This is a genomic window from Streptomyces sp. NPDC026394 (genome assembly GCF_055567735.1).
This window is the reverse complement of record NZ_JBVHPX010000011.1, coordinates 76,204-93,091: the sequence shown is the minus strand read 5'-3', so window position 1 is coordinate 93,091 and position 16,888 is coordinate 76,204. Positions and strand designations below refer to the sequence as shown.

The 16,888-nt window shown below is 70.7% G+C and carries 13 protein-coding genes; 5 read left to right on the top strand and 8 right to left on the bottom strand.

The features are described from left to right. Nucleotides 1-56: 56 nt before the first annotated feature. Nucleotides 57-998 (top strand): RluA family pseudouridine synthase, encoded by a 942-nt coding sequence (locus ACZ4QV_RS24575; protein WP_361142890.1) that lies wholly within the window; start codon nt 57-59, stop codon nt 996-998. Nucleotides 999-1,174: 176 nt separating this feature from the next. Beyond that, the gene (locus ACZ4QV_RS24570; protein WP_361142887.1) at nt 1,175-2,776 is read left to right on the top strand and encodes a Na+/H+ antiporter; all 1,602 of its coding nucleotides are present in this window, start codon (nt 1,175-1,177) and stop codon (nt 2,774-2,776) included. Between the two features lie 62 nt (nt 2,777-2,838). On the opposite strand, the gene ACZ4QV_RS24565 is transcribed toward ACZ4QV_RS24570, so the two are convergent. Beyond that, complete coding sequence (locus ACZ4QV_RS24565) at nt 2,839-3,960, bottom strand: mechanosensitive ion channel family protein (RefSeq protein WP_361142884.1); 1,122 nt, start codon at nt 3,958-3,960, stop codon at nt 2,839-2,841. Nucleotides 3,961-4,026: 66 nt separating this feature from the next. Between ACZ4QV_RS24565 and ACZ4QV_RS24560 the strand changes: the two genes are divergently transcribed. Beyond that, nucleotides 4,027-4,680, top strand: coding sequence for a dienelactone hydrolase family protein (locus tag ACZ4QV_RS24560; protein WP_361142882.1), 654 nt, complete (start codon nt 4,027-4,029; stop codon nt 4,678-4,680). Between the two features lie 18 nt (nt 4,681-4,698). Here ACZ4QV_RS24560 and ACZ4QV_RS24555 read toward each other — a convergent pair whose 3' ends face one another. The 6 genes from ACZ4QV_RS24555 to ACZ4QV_RS24530 all read right to left on the bottom strand — a co-directional run bounded on the left by ACZ4QV_RS24555 (nt 4,699) and on the right by ACZ4QV_RS24530 (nt 10,855). Continuing rightward, complete coding sequence (locus ACZ4QV_RS24555) at nt 4,699-6,378, bottom strand: alkaline phosphatase D family protein (RefSeq protein WP_361639509.1); 1,680 nt, start codon at nt 6,376-6,378, stop codon at nt 4,699-4,701. A 105-nt stretch (nt 6,379-6,483) separates the two neighbouring features. Further along, the gene (locus ACZ4QV_RS24550) at nt 6,484-7,338 is read right to left on the bottom strand and encodes a thioredoxin domain-containing protein (protein ID WP_361142876.1); all 855 of its coding nucleotides are present in this window, start codon (nt 7,336-7,338) and stop codon (nt 6,484-6,486) included. A 74-nt stretch (nt 7,339-7,412) separates the two neighbouring features. Continuing rightward, on the bottom strand, nt 7,413-7,694 hold the full coding sequence (locus ACZ4QV_RS24545) for a hypothetical protein (protein ID WP_361588297.1): 282 nt from the start codon (nt 7,692-7,694) through the stop codon (nt 7,413-7,415). A 169-nt stretch (nt 7,695-7,863) separates the two neighbouring features. Then, the gene (locus ACZ4QV_RS24540; protein ID WP_361142870.1) at nt 7,864-8,703 is read right to left on the bottom strand and encodes a thioredoxin domain-containing protein; all 840 of its coding nucleotides are present in this window, start codon (nt 8,701-8,703) and stop codon (nt 7,864-7,866) included. A gap of 61 nt (nt 8,704-8,764) precedes the next feature. Continuing rightward, on the bottom strand, nt 8,765-9,424 hold the full coding sequence (locus ACZ4QV_RS24535) for a hypothetical protein (RefSeq protein ID WP_361588295.1): 660 nt from the start codon (nt 9,422-9,424) through the stop codon (nt 8,765-8,767). A gap of 87 nt (nt 9,425-9,511) precedes the next feature. After that, on the bottom strand, nt 9,512-10,855 hold the full coding sequence (locus ACZ4QV_RS24530; protein WP_361142867.1) for a DUF2252 domain-containing protein: 1,344 nt from the start codon (nt 10,853-10,855) through the stop codon (nt 9,512-9,514). A 288-nt stretch (nt 10,856-11,143) separates the two neighbouring features. Here ACZ4QV_RS24530 and dnaE point away from each other — a divergent pair, with 288 nt between their 5' ends. Continuing rightward, nucleotides 11,144-14,686, top strand: coding sequence for a DNA polymerase III subunit alpha (gene dnaE / locus ACZ4QV_RS24525; protein ID WP_361142864.1), 3,543 nt, complete (start codon nt 11,144-11,146; stop codon nt 14,684-14,686). 294 nt (nt 14,687-14,980) lie between these two features. Here dnaE and ACZ4QV_RS24520 read toward each other — a convergent pair whose 3' ends face one another. Further along, nucleotides 14,981-15,157: a hypothetical protein gene (locus ACZ4QV_RS24520; protein ID WP_361142862.1), complete on the bottom strand. Its 177-nt coding sequence runs from the start codon at nt 15,155-15,157 to the stop codon at nt 14,981-14,983. 273 nt (nt 15,158-15,430) lie between these two features. Here ACZ4QV_RS24520 and ACZ4QV_RS24515 point away from each other — a divergent pair, with 273 nt between their 5' ends. After that, nucleotides 15,431-16,765: an NYN domain-containing protein gene (locus ACZ4QV_RS24515; RefSeq protein ID WP_361142860.1), complete on the top strand. Its 1,335-nt coding sequence runs from the start codon at nt 15,431-15,433 to the stop codon at nt 16,763-16,765. Nucleotides 16,766-16,888: the final 123 nt, after the last annotated feature.

Genomic DNA, 16,888 nt, shown 5'->3' with positions numbered 1-16,888 from the left:
GGGTCCGGGCGACGGGGCCGGCGGGAGTGTCACAGCGGGCTGACATACTCGGTGATGTGAGCACGATTCCCGAGATCCGCACCCTGCCCGTACCGGACGGCCTGGAGGGCGAGCGCGTCGACGCCGCGCTGGCCCGTATGTTCGGCTTTTCCCGTACGAAGGCCGCCGAGCTGGCGGCCGGCGGGAAGGTCCGGGTGGACGGCGCCGAAGTCATGAAGTCCGAGCGGGTGCACGGCGGTGCCTGGCTGGAAGTGGAGATGCCGCAGGCCGCGCCGCCGGTGGAGATCGTCGCCGAGCCGGTCGAGGGCATGGAGATCGTGCACGACGACGACGACATCGTCGTGATCGTCAAGCCGGTCGGCGTCGCCGCGCACCCCAGCCCCGGCTGGACGGGCACCACCGTCATCGGAGGGCTGGCCGCCGCGGGCTTCCGTATCTCGACCTCCGGCGCCGCCGAGCGCCAGGGCATCGTGCACCGCCTCGACGTCGGCACCTCCGGCCTGATGGTGGTGGCCAAGTCCGAGCGCGCGTACACCCTGCTCAAGCAGCAGTTCCGGGAGCGTACGGTCGACAAGCGCTACCACGCCCTGGTGCAGGGCCACCCGGACCCGATGAGCGGCACTATCGACGCCCCCATCGGCCGGCACCCGCAGCACGACTACAAGTGGGCGGTGACGGCCGACGGCAAGCCGTCGGTCACCCACTACGACCTGATCGAGGCGTTCCGGGCGGCCAGCCTGCTGGACATCAAGCTGGAGACGGGGCGTACGCACCAGATCCGGGTCCACATGTCCGCGCACCGCCATCCGTGCGTCGGCGACGTGACCTACGGCGCCGACCCGACGCTCGGCAAGCGGCTGGGCCTCACCCGGCAGTGGCTGCACGCGATGCGGCTGGGCTTCGAGCACCCGGCCGACGGGCAGTGGGTGGAGTTCGAGAGCGCCTACCCCGAGGATCTTCAGCGCGCCCTGGACCGGGTGCGGGCCGAGAGCGCCTGAGCCGGACGCTCCGACCCGGCCGTCCGGGCGGTACGCGCCGCGCCGGCCGTCCGGGCGCCGTGCGCGGGTAGGCCGGACGGCCGTGCGGCCGGACCGCTCGTCCGAGCGGTTTTTGTGCGCTTCATGGCAGGCTTGGGTCGGTACGTGATCGATCTCGACCCCGGAGTGCAGCCACCGTGGACCAGCTGGCCCTGATGTTCGTCCTACTTCTCGGGGCCGTGGTCATGGTCCCGGTCGGTGACCGGCTGGGCCTGCCGTCGCCGGTCCTGATGACGCTCGCCGGCGCGGTGCTGGCGCTGCTGCCGTTCGTGCCGAACGTGGAGGTACCGCCGGAGTTCATCCTCCCGCTGGTGCTGCCACCCCTGCTCTACGCGGCCGTGCAGCGCACCTCCTGGCGGCAGTTCACGGCCAACATCCGGCCCATCTTCCTGCTGGCGGTGGCCCTGGTCTTCGCGACCACGGCCGCCGTCGCCGCCGTGGCGCACGCCATCGTCCCCGGGATGCCGATCGCCGCCGCGGTGGTGCTCGGCGCGCTCGTCGCACCGCCCGACCCGGTCGCCGCGACCGCCGTCGCGGGCAAGCTGGGGCTGCCCCGCCGCATGGTCTCCATCCTGGAGGGCGAGGGGCTGTTCAACGACGTCACCGCGATCGTGCTGTACCACGTCGCGCTCGCCGCCGCCGTCAGCGGCTCCTTCTCGGTACCCTCCGCAATCGGCTCGCTGGTGCTGTCCGCCGTGGTCGCGATAGCGGTCGGGCTGGTGCTGGGCTGGATCACCAACAAGCTGATGGGCCTGCTGGGCGACCCGACGCTGCAGATCGGCCTGACGCTGCTGGTGCCGTTCGTCGCGTACGTCCTCGCCGAGGAGTTCGAGGGCTCCGGAGTGCTGGCGGTGCTGACCACCGCGCTGTTCCTCGCCGAGTACGCGGTGGACGCCGACGACGTGATGGGTCGGCTGGCCGGCTACACCTTCTGGGAGATCGTCGACACCCTCGTCACCGGTGTCGCCTTCGGGCTGATCGGCCTGGAACTGCACAACGTCATCAAGGTGGCCTCCGGCCGCTGGGGCGAGATGCTCGGCGTCGGCGCCGCCGTCGTGGTGGTCGTGGTGGGCGTCCGGCTGCTGTGGCTGCTGCCCGCCGCCTGGCTGGCCAAGCGGATGCACAAGCGCCGCGACTTCGACGAGGACATCCCGCTGAGCTGGCGGGAGACCGTGATCATGTGGTGGTCCGGGATGCGCGGTGTGGCGTCCGTCGCGCTGGCGCTGGCCATCCCGTACACGATCGACGGCGGCGCGGACTTCCCGGCCCGTGACGAGATCCTGTTCATCGCCTTCGCCGTGGTGCTCTCCGGGCTCGTCGTCCAGGGCCTGTCGCTGCCCACCCTGGTCAAGAAGCTGCGGGTCAAGGCCGACTCGGAGGCCGAGGAGAAGCTGGAGCACGAGCTGGCGCTCCGGGTGATCAAGGCGTCCAAACGGCGTCTGAAGGAGATCCTGGAGGTCGAGGAGCTGCCGGAGGAGATCAGCGAGCAGCTCGCCCGGCGCGCCTACGACATGGGTGCGCGCATCGCGCCGGACATCGTGGACGACGACCGCCGGGAGCACTTCGAGAAGCGCATCACCCGGATGAAGAAGGTGCAGAGCATCCAGAGCGAGATGCTCTCGGCCGCCCGCCACGAGGTGCTGGCGGCGCGCAGCGAGCCGGGCGCCGACCCGGAGATCGTGGACCGGGTGCTGCGCCAGCTGGACATGCGCAGTCTGCGGGGCGCTCCGCTGCCGTAGGGCGAGGACCGGGTGCGGCGCCTGCCCCGGCATCGCGCCCCGGCATCGGCAGCCGGGTGCTGTCAGCCGTCCAGCCCCGGCCCCTTGTCCAGGGTCCCCGGGCGCCGCTCCCCGTCCGTCCGCGCCAGCCGGGCGGTGTCCTCCCCGCTGTCGGGCGCGGCGGCGGTGACCACCCGCGGCAGCGCGTACGGGTGTTCCGCGCGCAGCCAGTCGATCATCCGCTCGCGGACCTCGCAGCGCACCGACCAGATGGAGTCCGAGTCCCGGGCGGTGACCAGGGCGCGTACCTGGATGGTGGTCGGGGTGGTGTCGGTGACCACCAGGCTCCAGCCGCGGCCGTCCCAGTCGGTGCTGTTCTGCAGGATCTCGTGCAGCCGCTCGCGCATCTTCTCCACGGGGGCCGCGTGGTCCAGGTGGAAGAAGACGGTCCCGGTCATCTGCGCGCCCCCGCGTGACCAGTTCTCGAACGGCTTGCTGGTGAAGTAGGACACGGGCATGGTGATCCGCCGCTCGTCCCAGGTCCGTACGGTCAGGAAGGTCAGGGTGATCTCCTCGACGGTGCCCCATTCCTTGTCCACGACCACCGTGTCCCCGATGCGGACCATGTCGCCGAAGGCGATCTGCAGGCCGGCGAAGAGGTTGCCGAGGGTGGACTGCGCGGCGACACCGGCCACGATGCCGACCAGTCCCGCCGAGGCCAGCATGGACTGGCCGACCGTCTGCATCTTCGGGAAGGTCAGCAGCATCGAGGCCGCGGCGACGACGATGACGATCGCCGTGACCACCCGCTGGATCAGGGTGACCTGGGTACGGACCCGCCGGACCCGGGCCGCGTCCCGCGCGCCGGCCGCGTACCGGGAGTACGAGGACTCCACGATGGCCGCCGACGCCCGGATGGCGAGCCAGGCGGTGGCCGCGATCAGGACGAGGGAGAGAATCTGGCCGAGGCCCGCCTCGTGGTCCTCGATGAACGCCAGGCCCGTTCTGTCGTAGAAACCGCGCAGCAGCGCGGTGACCAGCACCACCTGCAGGGGGACGCGGCAGCGCCGCAGCAGTCCCCACAGTGGCGTGTCCGGGCGGGCCGTGTCGGCCCGGCGCAGTGCCAGGTCGGCCAGCCAGCCCAGGACGAGCGTCACGACTATGGAGCCGCCTACGACGATGAGCGGACGAAGCACGTCCTCCATGGACACTTCCGGTCCTCCTAGGTGTGGTCAGCTTCGTGCCGGTACCTACTGACCGTAACTGGCACGATGGTGGAAGTGCGATCCAATGACAGGGAAGTGAATTCAGTGGCCTCTTCGCCCGCCTCGCCGTCCGCGCCGTCCGCGAAACCCTCGACGGTGGTTCTGTTCCATTCGGTGTGCGGTCTGCGGCCCGCGGTGCACGCCGCCGCCGACCGGCTGCGCGCGGCCGGCCACGAGGTCGTCGTACCGGACCTCTTCGACGGGCGGACCGCGGACACCGTCGAGGACGGAGTGGTGATCAAGGACGAGATCGGCAAGGACGAGCTGCTGCGCCGCGCGGTGACCGCCGCCGCGCCGTACTCCGACCGGGGCGTGGTCTACGCGGGCTTCTCCTTCGGCGGCGCGGTCGCGCAGAACCTCGCCCTGGGTGACGAGAAGGCGCGCGGCCTGCTGCTGATGCACGGCACCTCGGACATCGCCGACGACGCGGCGGTCGACGAGCTGCCCGTCCAGCTCCACGTCGCCGACCCGGACCCGTTCGAGCCGCACGACTGGCTGAACGCCTGGTACCTGCGGATGGGGCGGGCCGGCGCGGACGTGGAGGTCTACCGCTACCCGGGCGCCGGACACCTGTTCACCGACCCGGACCTGCCGGACTTCGACGAGGAGGCCGCCGAGAGCGCCTGGAAGGTCGCCCTCGGCTTCCTCGACTCGCTGTAGAGGGGGGTACGGGGCGGGTCAGCGCACCGGCTGCCGGACCCGCTCCACCCGCTGGGTCCCCGACAGGGTCCGGTAGGAGCGCGCCAGTGCGGTGGTGGCGTGCGGATCGGTCCGGTCGGAGACGGTGAAGTAGTCCATCTGTGTGCGCTCGGCGCTGACGTCCAGGACGCCGTAGCCGTGCGAGTCCATGTCCAGCCACTTCACATGGCGGTTGGCGGCCCGGACCGCGGCGACGCCGACCAGCGAGACGGTGTGCGGCGCGACGTGCAGGAAGTCGTCCACGTTGTCGGAGGTGACCGAGGTGACCACGAACTCGGTGGCCACCGGCGGCGTGGCCGGGTAGGTCGCGGCCTTCACCGGCACCTCGTTGGCCCACGCCATGTGGATGTCGCCGGTCAGGAAGACGGTGTTGTCGATACCCCGGTCGCGCAGGTGGGTCAGCAGCTCGCGCCGGTCGTCGGTGTAGCCGTCCCACTGGTCGGTGTTGACCGCCAGGCCCTCCTTGGGCAGGCCGAGGAGTTCGGCGAGCGGCGCCAGCAGGTGGGCCGGTACGGAGCCGAAGGCGACCTGGGAGATCATCACGGAGGTGCCGATCAGCCGCCAGGCGGTGTCCGAGCGCTCCAGCCCGGCCTTGAGCCAGTCCAACTGGGCGCGCCCGGTGATCGAGCGCCCCGGGTCGTCCACCGTCCCGCTGCCCGGCTCGGCCTGTTCGTCCCGGAAGGTCCGCAGGTCGAGCAGGTGCAGGTCGGCGAGCTTGCCGAAGCGCAGCCTGCGGTAGGTGGTGCCCGCCGTGGAGGTCCGCACGGGCATCCACTCGAAGTAGGCGCGCTTGGCGGCGGCCATCCGCGTCGCCCAGTCGCCCTCGGTGCCGGGGGTGTGGTTCACGGCGCCGCCGGACCAGGCGTTGTCCGCGAACTCGTGGTCGTCCCAGATCGCGATGAGCGGGTGCGCGGCGTGCATGGCCCGCAGGTCGGGGTCGGTCTTGTGGACGCCGTGCCGCGTGCGGTAGTCGGCGAGCGTGATGATCTCGTGGGTGGGGGAGTGCTGCCGTACGACCTTCCCCGAGGCGGGGAAGCCGCCGGTCGCGTACTCGTAGAGGTAGTCGCCGAGGTGCAGCACCGCGTCCAGGTCGCGGCGGGCCGCCAGGTGCCGGTACGCGGAGAAGTAGCCCGCCTCCCAGTTGGCGCAGGAGACGACGCCGAAGCGGATGCTGGGTGCTTTCGCGTCGTGGGCGGGGGCGGTGCGGGTGCGGCCCACGGGGGAGCGGGCGCCGACGGCGGTGAAGCGGTAGTAGTAGGCGGTGGCCGGCGCCAGGCCGCGTACGTCGGCCTTGACGGTGTGGTCGGCCGCGGCCGTGGTGGTCGCGGTTCCCCGCGCGACCACCGAGCCGAAGTCCTTGTCGGTCGCCACTTCCCAGTCCACCGTGGTGTCCGGGCCACGGCCGGAGCCGGGCACCGCGCCGGGCTCGGGCGTGACCCGGGTCCACAGCAGGACGCCGTCCGGGAGCGGGTCGCCGGAGGCCACGCCGTGCTGGAAGACCTGGGCGTCCGTACGGGGGCGGGCGTCCGTGCCGGTCCGGGTGTCCGGGCCGGTCTGAGTGGCACGGGCGGGGGCGGCGGTGGCGAAGGGCAGCAGGGCGGCGGAGGCGGCCGCGGCCGTGACAGCGGTGCGACGTGATATCTGGTCATGATCGGTCACGGCCGATCACCATACTGTCGGGTAGGGCGCTACGGGAGGGCTCGCGCAGGAAGTTCGCCCTCCCGTCAGCACCTGGCCACCGGGCCGGTGCTCCGGCCTCCGCGGTTACTTCTTCGCGTCCTTCGCGGGCCCGAACTCGTCGTCGATCATCTTGTTGAAGTTGGCCGTGGCCAGCTCGTGGTACTGCTCCTTGGTCATCTGCTTCTGCGGGACCGGCGGCAGCGTCAGCTTCTTGTCGCCGTGCAGGAACGCCGGCGTCCCGGTCACGCCCTTGCGGCCGAAGAGCGCGGTCATCTCCATGGTCCAGCGGTCGTACGTACCGTTCTTGACCGCCGCCTGGAACTTCTTGTTGTTCTTCAGCTCGGGCACCTGATCGGCGACCTCGATCAGCTTCGTGTCCTTGGCGTAGGCGTCGTCGGCCTCTTCGGGGTGGTTCTTCTCCGCGTACAGCGCGGTCTTGTACTTGAGGAACGCCTCCGGACCGACGTCCAGGGCCGCGCCGAGCGCGCTGAGCGCGTTCTTGGAACCCTCGCCGCCCTGCCCGCCGTCGATGAAGGTGTACATCGTGAAGCGGACCTTGTAGCGGCCGTCCTCCATGCCCTTCAGGAGGGCCGGGCCCGCGCTCTGCTCGAAGCCCGCACAGGCCGGACAGCGGATGTCCTCGAAGACCTCCAGGGTCTCCTTCGCCTCCGGCTTGCCGATGACGATCTCGGTGCCGTTCTTGCCGCTGGTGTTGGCGGGTTTGACCAGGTCGGCTTCCTTGGCCGCCTCCCAGCCGGTGGGCTCGTTCGCCTTCATGACCCCGAAGCCGATGCCGCCGGCTATGACGAGGACACCGACCACCGAGCCCGCCACCACGAGCTGCCGGCGGATCTTCTCCTTCTTCTTCTGCCGCTCGCGCTCGGCACGGATCCGCTCGCGGGCCGCCTGCTTGCTCGCCTGGCTGTTGCGGTCGCTCATGGTGCTTACCGACTCCCTGTTCCTGGTACGTGCCGTGGTGGACCCCCCGTCGTACGGGCGCCCCGCACGCCGCGTCAGTACGCGGCGCAGGGGCCGGGCAAGGGAGGGCCGCGCCGCACGACGCAGTGTCCGAGCCGGGGGAGCGGCCGGGGAAGAGGGAGCTGGCGTACGGGCCGGGCGCGGCGGTGCTCCGGGCCGGGTCCGGCGGCTGCCACCGCGGCCGCCAGCCGCAGCGGCCGGAAGGCGAACCCCGGCACGGCGCGCAGCAGCCGCTCCAGCGCGGTGGCCACCGCGGCGCGTACCGCGCGCAGGGGGGCGCCGGAGGGCGTCCACGGCCGTGCTCCGGTCCGCTCCATGCCCGGAGTCTGCCATGGGCACGGCGACTTGCCGGGTCAAGATTTGGCATCGGCAGGGGCGGTGACCGGTACGTACGGCAGCGGCCGGCGCGCGAGATGCACGCCGGCCGCTGCCGTACGCCGGAAACCTGGACCGGAGCCCCGGGCCAGGGCTCCGGGAAAAGCTCCGTCAGCCCTTCATGGCCTTGTCGACCTCGGCCGTGAACGCGTCCGGCGTGGACGGCGCGACCTTGCCGTTCGCGGAGTCGGTGCCCAGCACCGTGTCGTCCAGCTTGACCGTCGGAGTGCTCTTGACGTCCTTGAAGCCGTTGAAGGCCTCGGACATCTCCATCGCCCAGCGGTTGTACGTACCGGCCTTCACCGCGTCCTGGAACTTGGCGTTGCCCTTCAGCGCGGGCACCGTGTCGGCGACCTTGAGCAGGTAGTCGTTGTCGGCGAACTTGTCCTGCCGCTCGTCGGGGTGGAACTCCTTCGAGAACAGCGCTTCCTTGTACTTCAGGAACGCGTCCGGACCCACGTTGAGCGCGGCACCCATCGCGCTGAGCGCGTTCTTGGAGCCGGTGCCCTGGAGGTTGTTGTCCAGGAAGGTGCCCAGGTGGATGGAGGCCTTGTACTTGCCCTCCTTCAGGTCCTTCTGGATCGTCTCGCCGACGTTCTGCTCGAAGCTCGCGCAGCCCGGGCAGCGGGCGTCCTCGAAGAGCGACAGGGTGTGCTTGGCGTCCTTCTTGCCGACGGTGATCTCCGTGCCGTTCTTGCCGGAGGTGTTGGCCGGCTGCACCAGCTTGGCGCTCGCCGCGTCGGACCACTTGGCGGAGCCGCCGCCCGAGTCGCCGCCGCCCGAGTTGGCGACGGCGACGCCGATGCCGCCCGCGACGGCCAGCACGGCGACGATCGAACCGCCGACGGTCAACTGCCGGCGGACCTTCTCCTTCTTCTTCTGCCGCTCGCGCTCGACGCGCAGCCGCTCGCGGGCTGCCTGCTTGTTGGCCTGGCTGTTGCGGTTGCTCATGACTGTCCTGCTCCTGGGAAAGGTGTGAACGGGTGCCTGTCCATAAGCCGCGGCCCGAAGGCTACGCGGCGAGGGAGCAGGGCGGTCCACGCCGTACGACGCAGTGCACGAGCAGCGGGACGGCCCGCGGAGCCGGTTCCGTACGCGCGGGCCGGGCGGCCGGACGGAGCGGCACGGGCAGCGCCCGGACGACCGCCACCGCCAGCAGCAGCGGCCGGAACGCGAACGCCGTCACCGCTCCCAGCAACTGGGCCAGCGCCGCCTCGCCCCGCCGCAGCCAGGCCGCCGCGAGCAGCCCGACGGCGACGTGCACGGCGAGCAGCAGCAGCCAGGTCGCGACGGGCGTCCGGTCCTCCGGCGACAGGTGCGCCAGGGGCGTGCCCACGTCACCGCCGCCGCACAGCAGATCCACGCCCAGGGACCGCAACGGCCCGGTGACCGGACCGCCGGCCCGCCCGTAACAGGTGTGCTGGCCGGCACTGAAGACCGTGTCGGCGGCCAGCTCCAGCGGTACGAGCAGGGCGGCGATGCGCCAGTAGCCGCGCTCCCGGCCGGCCAGCGCGTACGCGACGGCGAAGACGGCGGCCGACAGGAGGGCGACGGTGGTCAGCGGCAGCGGCATCCGGGACAGTAGCACATGACCCGCAGCGGACAGCGTCACGCACAGCGCCGTGAAGAGCGCTGCGCGCAGTGCCCGCAGGTGTGCCGCCGAGATGTCCATTGCAGCGAGTCTGCCATGGTCCGGTGTAAGTGGGCACTAAGAGGCGCGAACCCGTCGCTTCTCCGCCCCCTCACCCGGTGGCGCGGCTCACAGACCGGGAATGCGGCCGTTGCGGAAGAGATCCACGAACGTCTGGTGGTCGGCGCGGGCCCGGGCGCCGTACGCGTGCGCGAAGTCCACCAGCAGGCGGCCGAAGCCGTCCTCGTCGGCGGCGATGGCCGCGTCGATGGCGCGCTCGGTGGAGAACGGCACCAGGGAGTGGCCGCTCTCGTCGTCCGCGGCGGCGTGCATCGTGGCGGTCGCCCGGCCCAGGTCCGCGACGACCGCCGCGATCTCCGCCAGGTCGTCGATGTCCGACCAGTCCAGGTCGACCGCGTACGGGGAGATCTCGGCCACGAGCTGGCCGGCGCCGTCCAGCTCGGTCCAGCCCAGCCACGGGTCGGCGTGGTCCTGGAGGGCCCGCTGCGAGATCACCGTGCGGTGCCCTTCGTGCCGGAAGTAGCCGCGCACCCGCGGGTCGGTGATGTGCCGGGAGACCGCCGGGGTCTGCGCCTGCTTCATGTAGATCACGACGTCGTTCTCCAGGGCGTCGCTGTTGCCCTCCAGCAGGATGTTGTACGAGGGCAGGCCCGCCGAGCCGATGCCGATGCCGCGGCGCCCCACCACGTCCTTGACGCGGTAGGAGTCCGGGCGGGTCAGGCTGGACTCGGGCAGCGTCTCCAGATAGCCGTCGAAGGCCGCCAGGACCTTGTAGCGGGTCGCGGCGTCCAGCTCGACCGTGCCGCTGCCCGCGGTGAAACGGCGCTCGAAGTCGCGGATCTCGGTCATCGAGTCCAGCAGGCCGAAGCGGGTCAGCGAGCGGGCCATCCGCAGCGCGCCCAGCAGCGGCCCCTCGGCGGTGTCCAGGGTGAAGGGCGGCACGTCGTCGTCCTTGGCGCCGGTGGCCAGGGCGTGGATGCGCTCACGGTAGGCGGCGGCGTAGATCCCCACCAGCTCGCTGATCTGCTCGTCGCTCAGCGCCTTGGCGTAGCCGATCAGGGCGACGGAGGCGGCGAAGCGCTTGAGGTCCCAGGTGAAGGGGCCGACGTACGCCTCGTCGAAGTCGTTGACGTTGAAGATCAGCCGGCCGGTGGCGTCCATGTACGTGCCGAAGTTCTCGGCGTGCAGATCGCCGTGGATCCACACCTGGCCGGTGCGCTCGTCCTCGTACGGGCCGCTGCCCGGGCCGCCGTCCAGGGCGTGGAGGTCGTGGTAGAAGAGGCAGGCCGTGCCCCGGTAGAAGGCGAAGGCGGAGGCGGCCATCTTCCGGAATTTCACACGGAAGGCCGACGGGTCGGCGGCGAGCAGCTCCCCGAAGGCGGTGTCGAAGACGGCGAGGATCTCCTCGCCGCGCTGAGCGGCGTCCGGCGCCGGGACGAGCTGGGACGACATCGCGGGGTGCCTCCTGAGGCAGGTGCTGCGGACGGGTGTGCCGTCTCTTCCAACGGCCGAGGCTACTCACGAGTGCCCGCCCGTCACCCGACCCCCACCCCTCACGGAGGCGCTGCGCGCCGCCGCCCGGGCGGATTCTCTTCGTGGAGCGGCCGCCGTCCCCGTCAGGTTGTCGGCGGAGGGTCGTAGACTTCGAGACCGTCCCCGTTCTCGCCCGCCGCGGCCCGGTCCCGGCTCGGCCGAGGCGTCGGCGTGCCCGCAGTACCCAGTCTCCGGAGGTCTTCCGCCGTGGCCAAGCCGCCCTTCACGCACCTGCACGTGCACACCCAGTACTCGCTGCTGGACGGCGCCGCGCGGCTGAAGGACATGTTCGAGGCGTGCAAGGAGATGGGGATGACCCACATCGCCATGTCCGACCACGGCAACCTCCACGGGGCCTACGACTTCTTCCACTCCGCCCAGAAGGCCGGCATCACGCCGATCATCGGCATCGAGGCGTACGTGGCGCCCGAGTCGCGGCGCACCAAGCGCAAGATCCAGTGGGGCCAGCCGCACCAGAAGCGCGACGACGTCTCCGGTTCCGGTGGTTACACCCACAAGACGATCTGGGCGTCGAACAGCACCGGGCTGCACAACCTCTTCAAGCTCTCCTCCGACGCGTACAAGGAAGGCTGGCTGCAGAAGTGGCCCCGGATGGACAAGGAGACGATCTCCCAGTGGTCCGAGGGCCTGATCGCCTCCACCGGCTGTCCCTCCGGTGAGCTCCAGACCCGGCTGCGTCTCGGCCAGTTCGACGAGGCCCTGAAGGCCGCCTCCGAGTACCAGGACATCTTCGGCAAGGACCGCTACTTCCTGGAGCTGATGGACCACGGCATCGAGATCGAGCGCCGGGTCCGCGACGGCCTGCTGGAGATCGGCAAGAAGCTCGGCATCCCGCCGCTGGTCACCAACGACTCGCACTACACCTACGCGCACGAGGCGAGCGCCCACGACGCCCTGCTGTGCATCCAGACCGGCAAGAACCTCTCGGACCCGGACCGCTTCCGGTTCGACGGCACCGGCTACTACCTGAAGTCCACGGACGAGATGTACGCCATCGACTCCTCGGACGCCTGGCAGGAGGGCTGCCGCAACACCCTCCTGGTCGCCGAGCAGATCGACACCACCGGCATGTTCGAGAAGCGCGACCTGATGCCGAAGTTCGACATACCCGAGGGCTACACCGAGGTCACGTGGTTCAAGGAGGAGGTGCGGCGCGGCATGGCCCGCCGCTACCCCGACGGGGTCCCCGAGGACCGGCAGCGGCAGGCCGAGTACGAGATGGACATCATCCTGCAGATGGGGTTCCCGGGGTACTTCCTCGTGGTCGCGGACTTCATCATGTGGGCGAAGAACAACGGCATCGCGGTGGGTCCGGGCCGAGGCTCCGCGGCCGGCTCGATCGTCGCGTACGCCATGGGCATCACCGACCTCGACCCGATCACCCACGGACTGATCTTCGAGCGGTTCCTCAACCCCGAGCGCGTCTCCATGCCCGATGTCGACATCGACTTCGACGAGCGCAGGCGCGTCGAAGTGATCAGGTACGTGACGGAGAAGTACGGCGCCGACAAGGTCGCCATGATCGGTACGTACGGCAAGATCAAGGCCAAGAACGCGATCAAGGACTCGGCCCGTGTGCTGGGTTACCCGTACGCCATGGGCGACCGCCTCACCAAGGCCATGCCCGCCGACGTCCTCGGCAAGGGCATCGACCTCTCCGGCATCACCGACCCCCAGCACCCGCGCTACAGCGAGGCCGGCGAGATCCGGGGGATGTACGAGAACGAGCCGGACGTGAAGAAGGTCATCGACACCGCCAAGGGTGTGGAGGGCCTGGTCCGGCAGATGGGTGTGCACGCGGCCGGCGTGATCATGTCCAGCGAGCCGATCGTCGACCACGCCCCGCTCTGGACGCGGCACACCGACGGCGTGACCATCACGCAGTGGGACTACCCGCAGTGCGAGTCGCTCGGCCTGCTGAAGATGGACTTCCTGGGCCTGCGCAACCTCACCATCATGGACGACGCCGTCAAGATGGTGGAGGCGAACAAGGGCAAGAAGCTGGAGCTTTTGGAGCTCCCGTTGGACGACCCCAAGACCTATGAGCTGCTCTGCCGCGGTGACACCCTCGGCGTCTTCCAGTTCGACGGCGGTCCGATGCGTTCGCTGCTGCGCCAGATGCAGCCCGACAACTTCGAGGACATTTCCGCCGTATCGGCCCTGTACCGTCCGGGCCCGATGGGCATGAACTCGCACATCAACTACGCGGAGCGCAAGAACGGCCGCCAGGAGATCACGCCGATCCACAAGGAGCTGGAGGAGCCGCTCAAGGAGGTCCTGGGCCTGACCTACGGCCTGATCGTCTACCAGGAGCAGGTCCAGAAGGCCGCCCAGATCGTCGCCGGGTACTCCCTCGGCGAGGCCGACGTCCTGCGCCGCGTGATGGGCAAGAAGAAGCCCGAGGAACTGGAGAAGAACTTCGTCCTCTTCCAGGCCGGTGCCCGGAAGAACGGCTTCAGCGACGAGGCGATCCAGGCCCTGTGGGACGTGCTGGTCCCGTTCGCCGGCTACGCGTTCAACAAGGCGCACTCCTCCGCGTACGGACTCGTCACGTACTGGACCGCCTACCTGAAGGCGAACTACCCGGCGGAGTACATGTCCGCGCTGCTCACCTCGGTGCGCGACGACAAGGACAAGTCGGCGGTCTACCTCAACGAGTGCCGCCGCATGGGCATCAAGGTGCTCCCGCCGAACGTGAACGAGTCGCTGGCGAACTTCGCCGCCCAGGGCGACGACGTGATCCTCTTCGGCCTCACCGCCGTCCGCAACGTCGGCCAGAACGTGGTGGACTCGATCATCCGCTGCCGCAAGGCCAAGGGGAAGTACACCTCCTTCCCCGACTACCTCGACAAGGTCGACGCGGTCGTGTGCAACAAGCGCACCACCGAATCGCTGATCAAGGCGGGCGCCTTCGACGAGATGGGGCACACCCGCAAGGGCCTGACCGCGCACTACGAAGCCATGATCGACAACGTGGTGCAGGTCAAGCGCAAGGAGGCCGAGGGACAGTTCGACCTCTTCGGCGGGATGGGCGACGACAGCGCCGACGACGGCCCCGGCTTCGGCCTGGACATCGAGTTCTCCGACATCGAGTGGGACAAGACCTACCTGCTCGCCCAGGAGCGCGAGATGCTCGGCCTGTACGTCTCCGACCACCCGCTGTTCGGTCTGGAGCACGTGCTGTCCGACAAGGCGGACGCGGCGATCTCCCAGCTCACCGGCGGTGACTACTCCGACGGCTCGATCGTCACCATCGGCGGCATCATCTCCGGCCTCCAGCGCAAGATGACCAAGCAGGGCAACGCCTGGGCCATCGCCACCGTCGAGGACCTGGCCGGTTCCATCGAGTGCATGTTCTTCCCGGCGACCTACCAGCTCGTCTCCACCCAACTCGTCGAGGACACCGTCGTCTTCGTCAAGGGGCGGCTGGACAAGCGCGAGGACATCCCGCGGCTGGTCGCCATGGAGATGATGGTCCCCGACCTCTCGGAGGCCGGAGCCAACGCCCCCGTGACGATCACGATCCCCACGGTCAAGGTCACCCCGCCGCTGGTCGAGAAGCTGGGCGAGGTCCTCACCAGCCACCGCGGCGCGACCGAGGTACGGATCAAGCTCCAGGGGGCGCGCAAGACGACGGTGCTCCGGCTGGACCGGCACCGGGTGACCCCGGACCCGTCGCTCTTCGGTGACCTGAAGGTGCTGCTGGGGCCGTCCTGCCTGGCGGGCTGAGCCGGTGAGCGCTGCCCGGGGCCCCGGCTCCGGGCAGCGCGGTCGCGCGCTACCCGACCGCGTACCACCGCGCAACGCAGGGGCCCAACTGGTGACAGGGCATGGCGTGAACCGGATGTCTACGCGAGTGGCGCTCCTCGCGGGAACGAATTTTCGGCCCACGAGCGGCACGGCTTCACGGGCCGGGGCGGCGCGGGCCTGCTCTCCGGCAGCCGCCGGCGTGCAGGAGGCGCACGGCGCGCAGGAGGGGCGCACCCCGCACGGGTGCGCCCCTCTACTGCTGTACGGCGAAGGTCAGTTGTGACCAAAACGGCGCTGGTGCTTACGGGCGACGTCGCGCGGGGTCGCGTCCACGGACTGAGCCGACGTCTGGGCCTCCATCGCCGACCGCTCGGCGTCCTGGCGGCTGCGCTCGGCGGACTGAGCGCCCTTCTGCTGCTGATTGCGGTCGCGATTCTTGTTCTTGGCCATGACCGTGCCTCCTGAAGGGGATCCTGGGATCGGGGCCGTGACCAGGCTTACACGGACCGTTGATGCGCGCATTTCGGGCAATTACCGTGCGTAATGCGCCGTGTCGCGTGCGGTGTTCGCCCTGGATGCCGAATCCGCCACGCCGATGATCGAGTTCGGGCAGTTAACCCCCGCGCGGTCGGGCAGACTCGAAGGTAAAGCGGGAGGAAACCTCGTGCCACAGGCCGAGCCGGGGGGCGTCCGACTTCAGCACCTCAGGGAAGAGGGTGGAACGTGGATCGCTGCGTCGTCCTGGTGGACGCCGGATACTTGCTGGGCGCCGCCGCGAGCCTGCTCGCCGGAGAGCCCACCCGGTCCCGGATCACCGTTGATCACGCCGCCCTCATCCAGGGTCTGCGGCAGCGCGCCGAAGCCGACACCGAACGGCCGCTGCTGCGCATCTACTGGTTCGACGGCGCGCCCGACCGCGTACCGCAGCCCGAGCACCGCCGGCTGCGCGTCATGCCCCGGGTCACCGTCCGGCTCGGCGCGCTGACCCGCAGTGACGGCCGCTGGGCGCAGAAAGGCGTCGACGCCGCGATGCACGCGGAGTTGACCGAACTGGCCCGTAACCGCGCCTGCTCCGACATCGTCCTGGTCACCGGCGACGGTGACCTGCTGCCCGGCCTGATGTCGGCCAAGGAGCACGGCGTCGCCGTACACCTGTGGGCCGTGCAGGCCGCCGACGGCGACTACAACCAGTCGGAGGACCTCGTCGCCGAGGCCGACGAGCGGCGGGTGCTCGACCGCGCGTGGATCACCCGCGCCGTACGGCTGAAGGAGCTCGGCGGCCCCTGCGCGCCGCCGCCCGCACCGCGCCCCGAGATCGCCGCCATCCTCTCGGCGCCGCTGCCCGAGTCCGCCGTCGCGGCCGCCGCGGCCGCGGCCTCCGCCGCACACGACGCGGAACGGACCGCCGCCCGGGAACGCAACGGCGCGAACGGCGCGGCACGGCCGGCGGCCGCCCCCGCGGAGCGGACCGGCCCCGCGGACGCCTGCGACCGGCCGGGACCCGCCGCCGAGCGGGACGGCGAAGGCGGCACGGCGGGCGGCCGGGGCACGCCGGTCCCCACCCCGAAGGACCTCGCCGACCTGAACCGCGGCCCCGGCGCCGGACCGGGCGGCTCCGCCCCGGCGCCCGTGCCCAGCGCGACGCTGCGCTGGTCCTCGGACAAGGGCTGGGTCGAGCGCGGCGGTCCGGTCGGCGAACCGCCCGAGACCGCCTCGCTCCCGACCCTGGCCCAGCTCACCAGCGCCGAGCAGCGCTGGGCCGACCGGGAGGAGGACATCACGGCCGTCAGCGGCGACCCCTTCGAAGTGGGCCAGGTCTTCGCCCGCCGCTGGACGGAACGGCTCTCCGACACGGCCCACCTCCAGCAGATCTCCACGGAGTATCCCCGCATCCCGCACCGCATCGACGGCGAACTTCTCCGCTATGCCGCCCGCTTCGGCCTGCTCGCCCACAAGGACGACCAGATCGACGAACACGACCGCTATGCGATTCGCGCCGGATTCTGGCGCGAAGTCGACCTTCGGACGGCGGCGTCGCACGTGCCGGTGGGGGAGTAGGAACGGCCCCGGTGGGGGCGGACCGGGTACGGGAGCCCCGCGCGTCGCCCGGCCCTGACCGGTGGGGGCGGGCGCCGGTCACCCGGGTGGGCGCCTCACCCGGTGGCGAGGCCCGCGTCCCGG

Bases quoted from the DNA above. Each gene is read 5' to 3' on its own strand.
- ACZ4QV_RS24565 (WP_361142884.1), bottom strand. From the start codon at position 3,960: ATGGAGGACGTGCTTCGTCCGCTCATCGTCGTAGGCGGCTCCATAGTC.
- ACZ4QV_RS24560 (WP_361142882.1), top strand. From the start codon at position 4,027: ATGGTGGAAGTGCGATCCAATGACAGGGAAGTGAATTCAGTGGCCTCT.
- ACZ4QV_RS24550 (WP_361142876.1), bottom strand. From the start codon at position 7,338: ATGAGCGACCGCAACAGCCAGGCGAGCAAGCAGGCGGCCCGCGAGCGG.
- ACZ4QV_RS24545 (WP_361588297.1), bottom strand. From the start codon at position 7,694: ATGGAGCGGACCGGAGCACGGCCGTGGACGCCCTCCGGCGCCCCCCTG.
- ACZ4QV_RS24540 (WP_361142870.1), bottom strand. From the start codon at position 8,703: ATGAGCAACCGCAACAGCCAGGCCAACAAGCAGGCAGCCCGCGAGCGG.
- ACZ4QV_RS24535 (WP_361588295.1), bottom strand. From the start codon at position 9,424: ATGGACATCTCGGCGGCACACCTGCGGGCACTGCGCGCAGCGCTCTTC.
- ACZ4QV_RS24530 (WP_361142867.1), bottom strand. From the start codon at position 10,855: ATGTCGTCCCAGCTCGTCCCGGCGCCGGACGCCGCTCAGCGCGGCGAG.
- ACZ4QV_RS24520 (WP_361142862.1), bottom strand. From the start codon at position 15,157: ATGGCCAAGAACAAGAATCGCGACCGCAATCAGCAGCAGAAGGGCGCT.